11 protein-coding genes are annotated in these 15034 nt (G+C 67.4%); 7 read left to right on the plus strand and 4 right to left on the minus strand.

Annotation, left to right across the window (positions count from 1 at the left end; all coding sequences use genetic code 11):
* Window positions 1-357 precede the first annotated feature (357 nt).
* Complete coding sequence (locus AC5P99_RS18730) at window positions 358-2073, minus strand: M28 family metallopeptidase (protein WP_495213424.1); 1716 nt, start codon at window positions 2071-2073, stop codon at window positions 358-360.
* A gap of 86 nt (window positions 2074-2159) precedes the next feature.
* Complete coding sequence (locus tag AC5P99_RS18735) at window positions 2160-2822, minus strand: DUF4097 family beta strand repeat-containing protein (protein WP_005407780.1); 663 nt, start codon at window positions 2820-2822, stop codon at window positions 2160-2162.
* Between the two features lie 94 nt (window positions 2823-2916).
* Between AC5P99_RS18735 and AC5P99_RS18740 the strand changes: the two genes are divergently transcribed.
* Complete coding sequence (locus tag AC5P99_RS18740) at window positions 2917-4218, plus strand: murein hydrolase activator EnvC family protein (protein ID WP_032965528.1); 1302 nt, start codon at window positions 2917-2919, stop codon at window positions 4216-4218.
* Window positions 4219-4326: 108 nt separating this feature from the next.
* Window positions 4327-5775 (plus strand): S41 family peptidase, encoded by a 1449-nt coding sequence (locus AC5P99_RS18745; protein WP_123958143.1) that lies wholly within the window; start codon window positions 4327-4329, stop codon window positions 5773-5775.
* Between the two features lie 82 nt (window positions 5776-5857).
* Here AC5P99_RS18745 and AC5P99_RS18750 read toward each other — a convergent pair whose 3' ends face one another.
* Complete coding sequence (locus AC5P99_RS18750; RefSeq protein WP_005407784.1) at window positions 5858-6550, minus strand: rhomboid family intramembrane serine protease; 693 nt, start codon at window positions 6548-6550, stop codon at window positions 5858-5860.
* 227 nt (window positions 6551-6777) lie between these two features.
* Between AC5P99_RS18750 and AC5P99_RS18755 the strand changes: the two genes are divergently transcribed.
* The 3 genes from AC5P99_RS18755 to AC5P99_RS18765 all read left to right on the plus strand — a co-directional run bounded on the left by AC5P99_RS18755 (window position 6778) and on the right by AC5P99_RS18765 (window position 9974).
* Window positions 6778-8205, plus strand: a complete 1428-nt coding sequence (locus AC5P99_RS18755; RefSeq protein WP_005407785.1) for an outer membrane protein transport protein — start codon at window positions 6778-6780, stop codon at window positions 8203-8205.
* A 109-nt stretch (window positions 8206-8314) separates the two neighbouring features.
* Window positions 8315-8914 (plus strand): nicotinamide riboside transporter PnuC, encoded by a 600-nt coding sequence (pnuC, locus tag AC5P99_RS18760; RefSeq protein WP_088436385.1) that lies wholly within the window; start codon window positions 8315-8317, stop codon window positions 8912-8914.
* Entirely contained in the window at window positions 8901-9974 is a 1074-nt protein-coding gene (locus AC5P99_RS18765; protein ID WP_088436386.1) for an AAA family ATPase, read from the plus strand. The genes pnuC and AC5P99_RS18765 overlap by 14 nt, the downstream gene beginning before the upstream one ends.
* 118 nt (window positions 9975-10092) lie before the next feature.
* On the opposite strand, the gene putA is transcribed toward AC5P99_RS18765, so the two are convergent.
* The gene (putA, locus tag AC5P99_RS18770) at window positions 10093-13311 is read right to left on the minus strand and encodes a bifunctional proline dehydrogenase/L-glutamate gamma-semialdehyde dehydrogenase PutA (protein ID WP_049448259.1); all 3219 of its coding nucleotides are present in this window, start codon (window positions 13309-13311) and stop codon (window positions 10093-10095) included.
* A gap of 274 nt (window positions 13312-13585) precedes the next feature.
* On the opposite strand from putA, the gene AC5P99_RS18775 reads away from it, so the two are divergent.
* Window positions 13586-14062: a DUF2244 domain-containing protein gene (locus AC5P99_RS18775; protein ID WP_004153894.1), complete on the plus strand. Its 477-nt coding sequence runs from the start codon at window positions 13586-13588 to the stop codon at window positions 14060-14062.
* Between the two features lie 11 nt (window positions 14063-14073).
* Window positions 14074-15030, plus strand: a complete 957-nt coding sequence (gene coxB / locus AC5P99_RS18780; RefSeq protein WP_005407789.1) for a cytochrome c oxidase subunit II — start codon at window positions 14074-14076, stop codon at window positions 15028-15030.
* The last annotated feature ends 4 nt before the right edge of the window (window positions 15031-15034 follow it).

Below are 15034 nucleotides of genomic sequence, written 5' to 3' on the forward strand. Positions count from 1 at the left end.
AGTGTGGCTCAAGCCATGCGAGAGTAGGTCATCGCCAGGGTTTACACCCAAAACCCCGCTGCTCACGCAGCGGGGTTTTTCTTTGTGCGCAGTAAATGCGGGTCGTGCCGGCCGCTGGCCGGCAACCCGATGGCATTACATGGTCCGGTAGATCCACGCCATGCGTGGAGATCCTCTGCGAAGAAGCATGGCGCCAACCAAGGTTGGCCGCTACCAATCGATTGCCGGCCAGCGGCCGGCACTACCGGCAGATCCACACCAACCGTGGATGAGCCGCCGACGGTACGCAAAAGAAAAGCGGCGCCCCGTGGGGCGCCGCTCTGCTCTCAACGATGTTCAGTCGAGCATGGCCCGGCTCTACTTTGCCGAAGCCTTGTCTTTCATCATCGCGTCGCGGGCTGCCTTGAACGGGTTGCCTTCGTACCAGTTCGGCCAACGATCGCCACCGGCCAGTTCCTTGCCGACGCCGTACATCAGCTGCAGGTCCTCGACAGTCCCGTCCAGCTTCCAGGTGGACGCGTCGAACTCGTCCTTCGGACCGTGGTAGCGGTTGGCGCCGTAGTCCGCTGCGGCCTTGCGGCCGGCGTCCACGCCACCCTCTCGCAGATCCTCGCCACCATCGGCGTACAGGGCCGGCACGCCGGCCTTGGCGAAGTTGAAGTGGTCCGAACGGAAGTAGAAGCCGCTCTGCACCGAGGTCTCACCATGCAGCGTGCGGTCCTGGGCCGCAGCCAGCGGCTTGAGGATGTCCTCCAGTTCCGAGCTGCCGAAGCCGGTGACGGTCACGTCCTTGGCACGGCCGGCCACCGACATTGCGTCGATGTTGATCACACCGGCGATCTTGTCCAGCGGGAAGGTCGGGTGGGAGACGTAGTACTTCGAACCCAGCAGGCCGGACTCTTCCAGGGTCACCGCCAGGAACACCACCGAGCGCTCCGGCTTCGGATCCTGGTGGGCCATGGCTTCGGCCACCTCAAGGATGCCGGCCACGCCGGTCGCGTTGTCGACCGCACCGTTGTAGATGTTGTCGCCGGTTTCACCCTCGTGCTTGCCCAGGTGGTCCCAGTGCGCCATGTACAGCACGGCCTCGTCGGCACGCTTGCTGCCCGGCAGCACGCCCACCACGTTGCGCGACTGCTTCTGCGCGATCTGGCTCTTCAGGTCGACCGTAGCGGTGGCCTTCAGCGGCACCGGCTTGAAGCCGCGCTTGCTGGCGTCCTTGTAGGCCTGTGCCAGGTCCAGGCCGGCGCCTGCGAACAGCGCCTTGGCGGCGTCGGCACTCAGCCAGCCCTGCACCGGAATGCGGGCTTCCGGGTCATCCTTGGCCGGCAGGTCATACTGCGGGCCGGCCCAGGAGTTCTTCACCACGTCCCAGCCATAGGAGGCACCGGCGGTGTCGTGCACGATCAGCGCCGCGGCGGCGCCCTTGCGCGCGGCCTCTTCGAACTTGTAGGTCCAGCGGCCGTAGTAGGTCATGCGCTTGCCGTCGAACAGCTTCGCGTCGTCAACATGGAAGCCCGGATCGTTGACGAACATCACGACCGTCTTGCCCTTCCAGTCCTGGCCGGCGTAGTCGTTCCACTTCTGCTCCGGCGCATCAACGCCGTAGCCGACGAACACCAGGTCGCTGGCATCGACTTTCACCTCAGCCTGGCCGGTACGGGTGCCGACCACCATGTCGGTACCGAACTTCAGCTCGGTGGTCTTGCCACCCTGGGTGATCTTCAGCACGGTCGACGCGTCGGCCGTGGTCTCGGTCATCGGTACGTCCTGGAACCAGCTGTCACCGTTGCCCGGCTGCAGGCCGATGCGCTGCATCTGGTCGCGGATGTAGTTGACCGTCAGTTCCTCGCCCTTGCTGCCCGGCGCGCGGCCTTCGAATTCATCCGAGGCCAGGGTCTGGACCATCTCGGCGAAGTCGCCGGCGTTGATCTCGGGGGAGAGCTGATGAGCCGCCGGCTTCGCGGCAGCGGTGTCGGTGGCTGACGCCGGTGCGGTGGCCGGCGTGTCTTCGCCTTTGCAGGCACTGAGCGCGGCCGCGGCGGCCAGGCACAGGAGGAGTTTGCGGGGCATCGTCGATTCCTGGGAAACAAAGGGCGGCCGCACGTCGTGCACGGCCGGTATCAGCGAGTATCACCGAACCAAGCGGTCCGGTGCGCTCAGTCCGCCGGGGCGGTTTCGGTGTCGAACGGGATCGGTTCGGCGCCGGTGACCGGACCGATGCGCGCGGTGCGATGCACGTAAAGCACCACCTCGCGTTCGAACTGCAGGGGGCCGTTGACCACGGCATTCGGGCCGACGATCACGCGCGGCTTGCGGCTGGCGGTGAGCGAGACGCTGAAGTTCGGCTTGCGCACGTGCACACCGCCGTTGACCTGGGAACCGATGCCGACGGTGATATCGCCGTTGACGGTCTCCACGTCCTTGCCGACGCGGCTTTCGACCAGGCCGATGCCACCGTTCACGGTTTCGACGCCGCCTTCGATCTGGCTGCCGCGATCGGTGAAGATGCTGCCGTTGACGGTGCTGACGCTGCCGTGTGCAATCACCTCGCGGCCCAGGCGTACGCCGCCGTTGACCGTTTCAATCTTGCCGGTACGTGCACGGTCGGCCACCTTGACCCCGCCGTTGACGGTGTCGATGCTGCCGGTCTCGACGCCTTCACCAACCCGGATACCGCCGTTGACGGTATCCAGCTTGCCGTAGCGCTGGCCAGGCTCGGCGCTGATGCTGCCGTTGACCTTGCTGATGTTGTCCTGGGCACCGGCGGGGCCGGCAACGAGCAGGACGCCCAACAACAGCGGAATGGAAAGAGTTTTCATGGGACCTCGATGGATGTGCGGCTGGCAGGCCGCGTGCGGAGATGTCACCATTCCCCGGTACCCCCTGCAACTGCCTGAAGTCACTGGAAAGCCCTTGCGCGACAACGCCTTCCCATCACGCCGACATCACATCGCCGCCATCCGCGGCGGGCGCTGCCTGCTGTTGGGGCTGGCCATCGCCTTGGCGCTGCCGTTGCCGGGCGCCGCTCAGACCACCCGCGAGACCGAGCGCAAGCTGCAGAAGCTGCGTAGCGAGTTGAAGGGCGTGGCGCAGGAGCGCAGGCAGATCGAGGGCCAGCGGGGCCAGGCCTCGCAGCAGCTGCGTGAGGCGGACGAGAAGGTGGCCCGCACCGGCCGTGCGCTTGCGCAGACTGAAACTGCGCTGCGCGAGCAGGGAAGGGCCCTGGCCGAGGCCGAACAACGCCGCAGCACGCTGCAGGCCAACCTCGCCCAGCAGCATCGCGAGCTGGCCGGCCTGCTGCGTGCGGCCTACCAGCTGGGCAACCATGCACCTCTGAAGCTGCTGCTGTCGCAGGACACGGTGGCCGATGCCAATCGTGCCCTGGCCTACCACCGCTACCTGCAACGCGAGCGGGCACAGCGCATCACCACGCTGACAGCCGACCTGAAAGAGCTGGAAGTGCTGCAGGCGCAGATCGCCGAGCGCAAGCAGAAGCTGCAGGGTGCGCAGCAGGACCAGAAGCAGCAGGCTGCGGCGCTGGAAGCCGACCGTCGCGATCGCGCCAGGACCGTCGCCTCGCTGGATGAGCGCTTCAAGGACCAGCGCGAGAAGGAACAGGCGCTGGGCCAGGACGCCAAGGCACTGGAGACGCTGCTGGCCAACCTGCGTGCCGCTGCGGCACGGGCCGAAGCCGAGCGCCGCGCCGCGGCGCGGCGAGCAGCCGCTGAAAAGGCCGCCGCCGAGCGTGCCGCACGCCAGGCTGCCGCGCAGGGCCGCCCGCCACCGCCGCCCACCAAGGTCCCGCCTGCCGTGGCCTCTGCGCCGGCGCCGAAGGTGGGTGGCCTGGGCTGGCCGTTGTCGGGCAACCTGTTGGCCCGCTACGGCGGAAAGCTGCCCGACGGCCGCACCAGCAGTGGTGTGTTGATCGGCGCGCCCGCCGGCAGCACCGTCACCGCCGTGGCCGACGGCACCGTGGTGTTCTCCGACTGGATGACCGGCTACGGCATGATCCTGATCGTCGATCACGGCAACGGCTACATGAGCCTGTACGCGCACAACGACACCCTGCTGAAGGATGCCGGCGCACGGGTCAGCCGCGGCGATGCGGTGGCCAAGGTCGGCAATTCCGGTGGCCAGGGCGTGACCGCGCTGTACTTCGAACTGCGCCGGGGCGGGCAGCCGGTCAACCCGGACAGCTGGCTGCAGCGGCGCTGAATCCGGCGCTGTCGCGTGGCGGACGGATTCAACGGGAATTTAGCTGTGCTTCGCGCATAATCGACGCATGTGCCTTGGGCACGATGCCAACGTCGACAGGAGTGATCCATGCGCGCAGCCCGTACCGCCACCCTCTTGCTGGCCCTGTTGCCAGCGCTGTCCTGGGCGCAGCAGACCGCGCCCGCCCCGAGCCAGGAAACCAGCGGGCAGGCAGCGAACAGCGAGGAGGCGGTGACCTCGAAGGTGCCGCTGGAGGACATCCGCCGCTTCGTGGCGGTGTACAACGCGGTGCGCGCGGCCTATGTCGACCCGGTCGATGACAAGAAGCTGATGCAGTCGGCGGTGCGCGGCCTGCTGCTCGACCTCGACCCGCACAGCACGTACTTCAACAAGGAAGACGCGCAGGCCTTCGACGAGCAGGCCAACGGCGCCTACGAGGGCATCGGCGTGGAGTTGCAGCAGCAGCCCGACAACGCCAGCATGAAGGTCATCTCGCCGATCGACGACACGCCGGCGGCCAAGGCCGGCATCCTCGCCGGTGACCTGATCATCGCCATCGACGGCAAGCCGATCAGCGCCATTGATGCGAGCGAACCGTTGCGTGGCCCAGCCGGCAGCAAGGTGGTGCTGACCATCGTGCGCGCGGGCAAGCCGAAGCCGTTCGACGTCAGCCTCACCCGCCAGACCATCCGCGTGACCAGCGTGCGCAGCCGCCTGCTGGAGCCGGGCTACGGCTACATCCGCCTGAGCACCTTCCAGGCCGACACCGGGTCGGACTTCCAGAAGCACCTGCAGCAGCTGCAGAAGCAGTCCGGTGGCCAGCTCAAGGGCCTGGTGCTGGATCTGCGCAGCAACCCGGGCGGCCTTTTGACTGCCGCCGTGCAGGTGGCCGACGACCTGCTCGACAAGGGCAACATCGTCAGCACCCGCGGCCGCATCAGCATCAGTGATGCACGGTTCGATGCGACGCCGGGCGACCTGCTGAAGGGCGCACCGGTGGTGGTGCTGGTCGATGCGGGTTCGGCCAGCGCCTCGGAAGTGCTGGCTGGGGCGCTGCGCGACAACAAGCGCGCGCGCGTGGTCGGCAGCCGCACCTTCGGCAAAGGCTCGGTGCAGACCGTGCTGCCGCTGGACAACGGTGACTCGGTGAAGCTGACCACCGCGCGTTATTACACGCCCAGCGGCAAGTCGATCCAGGCCACTGGCATCGTGCCGGAGGTCGAACTGAAGCCTGCGGCGCGCCCGGAAGACGAGGCGCTGCCGGCCAGCCTGAGCGATTACAGCGAAGCGACCCTGCCGGGCCATCTGCGTGGCGACGACGAAGGCACCGAGGGCTACCACGCCGGTGCGGTGCTGCCGGGCGATGGCCCGATCAACGACGCGCTGGCCGAGCTGAAGAACCCGGGTTCGGTGGCTGCACGCTTGAAGGCCGAAGCCGCCAAGGCGGATGCGGCCAAGGCCGCGAAGGCCGCTGCGGCGAAGCCGGAAGCGAAGGTCGAACCTAAGCCGGAAGCAAAGCCGGAAGCAAAGCCCGCACCGGCCCCAGCGAAGCCGTGAGGTAGCGCCGGGCCATACCCGGCGTCGGCTCAAGGGCGGAAGAAGAAACCAAATGCCGGCCAGCGGCCGGCACTACCAGGGGTCAGAAGCCGTGGCGCTTGCGTAGGCGGCGGGCGATGGCCGCGCGCACGTAGACCCCGTACACCAGGCCGAACACGAAGCCGCCGATGTGCGCCCACCAGGCCACCATGCCGAAGCTTGGGCCGATATGGGCGAACACCACCTGCAGTGCGGCCCAGACGCCGATCAGCAGGTAGGCCGGGGCCCGCACGAACTCCAGGAACAGGCCGAGCGGGATCACCACGCCCAGCCGGGCGCCCGGGAACAGGGCCAGATAGGCGCCGATCAGCGCCGAGACCGCGCCACTGGCACCGATGATGATCTGGTCCGGGCTGCCCATGGTGTAGATCGCCACCAGGTTCGACACCGCGCCGCCGACCAGGAACAGAAGTAGCAGGCGCCAGGGGCCCAGCACCCGCTCAGCGGGCAGGCCGAAGATCAGCAGGAACACCAGGTTGCCCAGCAGATGCGACCAGTCCGCGTGCAGGAACAGGGCGGTGAACAGGCGCAGCACGCTGCCGTCCTGCAGCGTCGCCCACCAGTCGAGCGGGTGGGTCAGGCCGGTGGACAGGGCGCCCCAGTCCAGCCAGAGGCTGCCGCGGGCATCGTCCGGGCGCGAGATCGACCACAGGAACGCCAGCCATAGTGCCGCAAACAGCACGGGCGTGGCCCAGCGCAGGGCCGCCTTCTTGCGGGACGGGAGGGAGACGAACATGGCACTAGCCTAGCGTGCGGGCGCTTGCGACGGGGATTGTCCTGTTCAGCTTTTGAGACGGAAAAACCGCCTGCGTCGTTATTGTTTCATTAACGGCTCTGGGTAATACTCGCATACGGCGTCGTATGTCGGGAGGGGAATCCGGCGCGCTTCGACGGGCCTCTGGGCCTGCCGGGCGCAGGCGCACTCAGAGCACCATCACCGCTTACCGGAGAGAGAGAACTACGATGCAAACCGCTTCCACCATTGCCCGACTGACCCTGCTGGCCGTCGGCGTTGCCGGTGCGCTGGCCGCCGCCGATGCCAATGCTGCCGCCTTCCAGCTGAAGGAAAACAGCGCCAAGGGCCTGGGCCGCGCGTTCGCCGGCTCCACCTCGACCGAAGGTGACGCCTCGGTCATCGCCACCAACCCGGCCTCCATGCGCCTGCTCGACGGCACCCTGATCCAGGGCGACGTCAGCGCCATCAGCTTCGGCGCCAAGTTCCGTGGCCAGGGCCAGTACGGCAACGGCCAGCCGATTTCCGGCGGCAACGGCGGCGACGCGGGCATGATCGCCCCGGTTCCGGCCGCCTACTTCCACCTGCCGTTCGGCGAGAAGGAGAACATGCACTTCGGTGCATCGCTGACCGTGCCTTTCGGCTTCAAGACCGAATACGACCGCGACTGGGTCGGCCGCTATAACGGCGTCAAGACCGAGCTGCAGGCGGTCGACCTGGGCGTGGCGTTCTCCTATGACGTCAATCCGTACCTGTCGTTCGGTGCGTCGGTGTTCGCCGAGCGCCTGAACGTCGACCTGACCAGCGCTGTCGACACCGGCACCGCGATCAACGCCACTGCCCAGCGCACCGCTGCGGCGCGCGTGCTGGCTGCCGGCGGCACCGCCGCCCAGGCTCTGGCGGCGTCGCAGGCGGCTGCACGCCAGGCTGCCCAGCTCGGCTTCTCGCCGGGTACCGCCGATGGCTACCTGCGCATCAAGGGCGATGAAGTGTCGGTCGGCTATACCCTGGGCATGACCGTCACCCCGGTGGAAGGCACCAACATCGCCTTCAGCTACCGCTCGAAGGTCGAGCACAAGATCACCGATGGCAAGGCGGACTTCACCATTCCGCAGAATGCGGCGGCCTTCCTGGCCACCGCTGCCCCGGGTACCTTCATCGACAGCAACGGTCGCGCGACCATCACCCTGCCGGCCAGCGCCACCGTGGGCTTCACCCACCGCGTGAACGACCAGTGGCAGATCATGGCCGAAGTCACGCGCACCGCGTGGAGCAAGTTCGACCAGGTCACCGTCGACTATGACTCCAACCAGCCGGACAGCGTGCTGCCGTTCCACTACCGCGACACCACCTTCGCGTCGATCGGTACCGATTTCCGCGTGAACGACAAGCTGACCCTGCGTGGCGGCCTGGCCTATGACCAGACCCCGACCACCGACGCCCACCGCGACGTGCGCGTGCCGGACACCACCCGCAAGTGGCTGTCGCTGGGCCTGACCTACGCCGCTTCGGACAAGATGGAATACAGCGTGGGCTACACCCACCTGTTCACCAAGGATCCGAACGTGACCTCGACCTCGGCCACCGCCAACACCGTGACCGGCAAGTACAAGGTCAGCGGCGACGTGCTGGCGGCTTCGATGCAGTACAAGTTCTGAATCGGGCGATTGCCTGACGCAGGACGAAGGAGGCCCCGCGCAAGCGGGGCCTTTTTTTGCGGGGTGGTGTGGGCCATCCACGCACGTGGATCTACGCGACAATAGCGTCATGAACCTGTCCGACCCGAACTTCCAGCTGGAGCTGGCTGCCAACATCGCCGTCGCCGGCTCGATCCTGCTGGCCGGCCGCAACAACGTGCACACCTGGTGGCTGGGCATCGTCGGCTGCGCATTGTTTGCTGCGGTGTTCGAACGATCGCACCTGTATGCGGACATGGTGCTGCAGTTCTTCTTCATCGCCATCAGCGTGCTGGGCTGGTGGCAGTGGCTGCGCGGTGACCACGGTGCGCCGTTGCCGATCACCGCGCTGCGCCCACGTGCCTGGGCCTGGCTGGTGCCGCTGGCGGTAGTGGCCACCTTCGGCTACGGCTGGATGCTGACCCGACTGACCAACGCCTATGCGCCCTACATCGATTCGGCAGTGCTGGTGTTGAGTGTGATCGCGCAGATCCTGATGATGCGACGCAAGCTGGAATCGTGGTGGGTGTGGCTGCTGGTGAACACCGTTGCGGTACCGCTGTACTACAGCCGTGGCCTGCACCTGACCTCGATCCTGTACGTGGGCTTCTGGGTCAATGCGCTGGTGGCCTTGCGCCACTGGCGGCACCTGATGCGTGACGAGGCCAAGACGGCCGATGCTGCTGCCTGAGCGCGTTGCACGCGGCCTGGTGGTGGGCAAGTTCTGCCCGCTGCATCTGGGTCACGAACACCTGATCGACTTCGCCGCCACGCGCTGCCGGCAGCTGCTGGTGATCGGCTGGTCGCAGCCGGGTTTCCCAGGCTACAGCGCCGAGCGTCGCGAGCGCTGGCTGCGAGCGCGCTTCCCACAGGCGACGGTGGCGGTGCTCGATGATGCGCGCCTGGCGGCATTGTGCACGCAGCATGGTTTGCCCGTGCGCACGCTGCCGCAGGACAGCGACAACGAGCACGTGCAGCGCGAGTTCACCGCCTGGCTGTGCCTGAGCCTGTTCGGCGGGCCGGTGCAGGCGGTGTACACCGGCGAGGACTACGGCGACGGCTTCGCGCAGGCGCTGGCCACGCACTTCGGCGCGCCGGTACGCCATGAGCGGCTCGAACGCGCACTGGACGTCGGGCAGGCGTGTGGCACCCAGCTGCGCGCCGATCCGCATGCGCACCGTCATGGCCTCGCACCGCAGGTCTATGCCGGCTATGTGCAGCGCGTGGCGTTCATTGGTGGCGAGTCCAGCGGAAAGACCACGCTGGCGCGCGTGATGGCCGAGCGCCTGCAGACCGCCTGGGTGCCGGAGTATGGCCGCACGCTATGGGAGCAGCAGGGCGGAGAGCTGACGCCAGATGATCTGCTTCGCATCGCAATGGCACAGCCGCAGCACGAAGACGAGACCGCACGGCATGCGCATCGCTGGCTGTTCTGCGATACCACGCCGCTGGTGACGCTGGGCTACAGCGGCTGGATGTCTGGTACGGCGCCGGAGGCACTGCGGCAGGCTGCATTGCGACCGTATGACCTGCTGTTCCTGTGTGCGCCGGATATCCCGTTCGACCAGGACGGCACGCGGGTGGGCGAAGCCTTCCGGGCGAAGCAGCATGCGTGGTACGTGCGCGAGCTGGAGGCGCGGGGAGTCGACTACGTGCTGCTGGAGGGGGGGCTGGAAGCGCGCATCGCGCGCGTGCACGGCGAGCTGGCGAAGCGGGCGGACAATCGGTTCAGTGTGGCCCAGCCTCTGTAGAGCGAGCCCACGCTCGGCTGTGCGAGGAAAACCGAGCGTGGGGCCCGGCTCTACAGGAAGCAAGGCATAAAAAACCCCGCTTTCGCGGGGTTCTTCGTTCACTGCATCAACCGGGCGATCAGTCGCCCAGGGTCAGCAGCGAGGCGTTGCCGCCGGCGGCGGTGGTGTTCACCGTCACCGTCTTTTCGGTGGCGAAGCGCAGCAGGTAGTGCGGGCCGCCGGCCTTCGGGCCGGTGCCGGACAGGCCCTGACCGCCGAACGGCTGCACGCCGACCACCGCACCGATCTGGTTGCGGTTGACGTAGACGTTGCCGACATGGACGCCGTTGCTGATGCGGTCGACGGTCTCGTCGATACGCGAATGCACGCCCAGGGTCAGGCCGTAGCCGGTGGCGTTGATCTGGTCGATCACCGCGTCGAGCTGGTCGCCCTTCCAGCGGATCACGTGCAGCACCGGGCCGAACACTTCCTTCTGCAGCTGGCCCAGGTCCTTCAGTTCGTACGCGCGCGGTGCGAAGAAGGTGCCGTTGGCGGCCTCGGCCGACAGCTCGGCGGCGGCGATCAGGCGCGCTTCGCGGTCCATCCGCTCAGCGTGGTCCTGCAGGATCTTCAGCGCATCTGCGTCGATCACCGGGCCGACGTCGGTGGACAGCAGGCCGGGGTTGCCGACCTTCAGTTCCTTCATCGCACCGGCCAGCATGGTCATCACCTTGTCGGCGATGTCGTCCTGCACGAACAGCACGCGCGCGGCCGAGCAGCGCTGGCCGGCGGAGGTGAAGGCCGAACCGATCGCGTCCTTGACCAGCTGTTCCGGCAGCGCCGACGAATCGGCGATGAAGGCGTTCTGGCCGCCGGTCTCGGCAATCAGCACACCGATGGCGGCGTCACGCGCCGCCATCGCGCGGTTGATCGCACGGGCGGTGTCGGTGGAGCCGGTGAAGGCCACGCCGGCCACGCGCGGGTCGGCGGTCAGCGCGGCACCGACGGTAGCACCGTCGCCCGGCAGGAACTGCACCACCTCGGCCGGCACGCCGGCGTCGTGCAGCAGCTTCACCGCGTAGTAGCCGATCAGGTTGGTCTGCTCGGCCGGCTTGGCGATGACGCTGTTGCCGGCGGCCAGGGCGGCAGCGACCTGGCCCAGGAAGATCGCCAGCGGGAAGTTCCACGGGCTGATGCAGACGAACACGCCGCGGCCGTGCAGCTGCAGCTCGTTGGACTCACCGGTCGGGCTCGGCAGCTTCTCGGCGTGGCTGAACTGCTCGCGCGCCTGCTTGGCGTAGTAGCGCAGGAAGTCCACCGCTTCGCGCACTTCGGCGATGCTGTCGGGCAGGCTCTTGCCGGCTTCCTTCACGCACAGCGCCATGAATTCCGGCATGCGTGCTTCCAGCTGGTCGGCGGCGTGCTCGAGGATGGCGGCGCGGCTGGCGGCCGGGGTGCGGTTCCAGGCCGGCTGCGCGGCTACGGCATTCGCCAGGGCCTTCTGCACGGTGGCGGCGTCTGCGGCCAGCCACTGGCCAACCACTTCACGGGTGTCGGCCGGGTTGGTCACCGGCAGCGCGGCGCCGGCCGGGTTGGCGCCCGGCACCAGCGGCGCAGCCTGCCAGGGCTTCACAGCCGCGTTGATCTGCTCGGCCAGGGCGCGCAGTTCGTTGTCGTTGGCGAGGTTGGCGCCCATGGAGTTCTTCCTGTCGTGGTTCTGGCTGCGCAGCAGGTCAACCGGCAGCGGGATCTTGGGATGCGGAATCGAAGCGAACGAGGCGACCATCTCGACCGGATCGCGGATCAGGTCGGCGATCGGCACGCGCTCGTCGGTGATGCGGTTGACGAAACTGGAGTTGGCGCCGTTTTCCAGCAGGCGACGCACCAGGTACGGCAGCAGGTCTTCATGCGAACCGACCGGTGCATACACGCGGCAGGGCAGGCCCAGGCGGTCAGCCGGCACCACCTCGGCATACAGGTCGTCGCCCATGCCGTGCAGCTTCTGGTGCTCGTACACGCCGCCGTTGGCGATGCTGCGCACGGCCGCGATGGTGTGCGCGTTGTGCGTGGCGAACATCGGGTAGATCGCGTCGGCATGGGTGAACAGCCGCTTGGCGCAGGCCAGGTAGGACACGTCGGTGTTCTGCTTGCGGGTGAACACCGGGTAGCCCGGGTAGCCTTCGATCTGCGCGCGCTTGATCTCGGCGTCCCAGTACGCGCCCTTGACCAGGCGCACCTGCAGGCGGCGACCGGCGCGGCGCGCCATGTCGGCCAGGTGGTCGATCGTGTACGGGGTGCGCTTCTGGTAGGCCTGCACGACCACGCCGAAGCCATCCCAGCCGGACAGCGACGCGTCGGAGAACACCTGCTCGATGATGTCCAGCGACAGTTCCAGGCGGTCGGACTCTTCGGCGTCGACGGTGCAGCCGATGCCGTAGCTCTTGGCCAGCTGTGCCAGTTCCAGCACGCCCGGTACCAGGTCCTTCAGCACGCGCTCGCGCTTGGCGTGCTCGTAGCGCGGGTACAGCGCCGACAGCTTGATCGAGATGCCCGGGGCATTGTTGACGTCGCCATCCGAACGGCCGCCGCGTGCCTTGTGATCGCCGCCGATGGCGTGGATCGCACGACGGTAGTCTTCCAGGTAGCGCAGCGCGTCCTTCATGGTCAGCGCACCTTCGCCGAGCATGTCGAAGGAGTAGCGGTAGCTGGCGTTGTCGCCCTTGTGCGAGCGCGCCAGCGCTTCGCTGATGGTGCGGCCCATGACGAACTGGTGGCCCATGATCTTCATCGCCTGGCGCACGGCCAGGCGCACCACCGGCTCACCGACGCGGCCGACCAGGCGCTTGAACGCGCTGGGCGCATCGGCGCGGGTGGCGTCGTTCATCTGCACCAGCTTGCCGGTCAGCATCAGGCCCCAGGTGGAGGCATTGACCAGCACCGAGTCGCTGCCGCCCAGGTGCTTTTCCCAGTCGGCATCGGCCAGCTTGTCGCGGATCAGCTTGTCGGCGGTGTCCTGGTCCGGAATACGCAGCAGTGCCTCGGCCACGCACATCAGCAGCACGCCTTCCTCGCTGCCCAGGTCGTACTGGCGCATGAAGGCTTCGATGGCGCCCTGGTCCTTGGCGCGCACGCGCACGCGGCCGACCAGGTCGGCGGCCAGTGCCTGCACCTTGGCCTGTTCTTCGGCGGGCAGGCGGGCCTGCGCCAGCAGCTCGCGCACGTGGGTGGCCTCGTCCTTCAACCAGGCGTCGGTGATGGCCTGGCGGAACGGGTTGGGGGGCGCCGGCAGTTCCGGCGACAGCAACGCGCCGGGACGCAGGGCGTCGGGGGCTGCGGGGGAGGAGGAAGGTGCGTTCATGCCGGTCCGGCCAGTGGAAAACTTGGCGATTTTAATCATTTTTGCGGGTTGCGGAAGTGCCCTGCAGCCACCTTCGTGAAGCGCTGATAGCCAATAGCTGCGGTGGATTCAGCGTGTTCAGCAAGTGTGGATGAGTTTGTGCCGAATTCGTCATTCGTACCGCCGACCTCATGCTGTGTTGCAGCATCGGAAAATGTGTGAATGCACCCTTGCTACCGGCGAGAGGGCGGGGCTACCATCGAGGCGTTTCCCGCGGCAGGAACGCGGTTGCGACATGATCGAGGTGCTTCCAGCTCCGGATGGGTCAGGTACGCAGCTGCGGCTGCGTCCCCCACGGGCGCTCGATGCGCGGCAGTTCGTCCTGTTGTTCACCGTGTTGTCGGGTGCGATGTGGCTGGTGTCCGCCCTCGGGTGGTTGGCCGGCAATGCATTCGCCCCCCTGTTCGCGCTGCTGTACAGCCTGGTGCTGGCGGCCGCGCTGCGTGCCTTGTGGCGCAGCGGTGAACGGCAGGAGGAGATCCGGGTGGTGCCGGCGTACGTGGAGGTCATCCCCGTACCCGGTGGATCGCCGGTGTTCCGGGCCCATCCCCACTGGGTGCGCCTGCTCACCGACGATGAGAGGGTCCGGCTGGCATCCAGCGGCCGGCAGGTGGAGGTGGGGAGTTTCCTCGCGCCGGCCGAACGTCAGACGCTCGCAGAGACACTTGAAAGCTTGCTCGCCGCCAGCGATGGCGGCAACCGACGACGCTAAGGGTCTAGGCAATGAAGCAAAGCAGCAGGTGGGGCACGAAGTGCGTGAACGCGGTCGCCGCGATGCTGGCGACCGGGGGACTGATGCCGGCGTTGGCCTGGGCCCAGGCGGCCGATCCGAAGCCGTGGCAGCTGAACATGGGCAAGGGGGTGACCCAGACCTCGCGCCTGGCCTGGGAATCGAACAACCTGTCGTTGATCATCTGCACGGTGATCGGCGTCATCGTGTTCGGGGCGATGGCCTACGCCATCTTCAAGTTCCGCAAATCCAAGGGCGCGGTCGCGGCCACCTTCAGCCACAACACCAAGGCCGAGATCATCTGGACAGTGATCCCGGTGATCATCCTGATCGTGATGGCATGGCCGGCCACGGCCAACCTGATCAAGATGTACGACACCCGCGATGCCGAGATGACGGTGAAGGTCACCGGCTACCAGTGGATGTGGAAGTACGAATACCTCGGCGAGAACGTCACCTTCACCAGCCGCCTGGACCGCGAGTCCGACCGGGTGCGGCAGAGCGGCATCGTGCCGACCCGCGAAAGCCATCCGCACTACCTGCTGGATGTCGACAACCGCCTGGTGCTGCCGGTCGATACCAAGGTGCGTTTCGTCATCACCTCCGACGACGTGATCCACGCCTGGTGGGTACCGGCGCTGGGCTGGAAGCAGGACGCCATCCCCGGCTTCATCAACGAAGCCTGGACCAGCATCGAGCAGCCCGGTGTCTACCGCGGCCAGTGCGCCGAGCTGTGCGGCAAGGACCACGGCTTCATGCCGATCGTGGTCGAGGCGGTGTCCAAGGAGGACTTCAGGAAGTGGCTGGCGCAGCGCAAGCCGGCGCCGCCCGCCGAGCCCGCCACGCCTGCGGCACCTGCCGAACCGACTGCACCGACGGGCGAGGCACCAGCTGCGCCTGCTGCTGCAGAAGCCGGCAGCGCGCCTGCCACCGCGGCCAGCGGAGCGTGATGTA

The sequence above is a fragment of the Stenotrophomonas sp. YJH_SMC_80 genome (assembly GCF_059372495.1).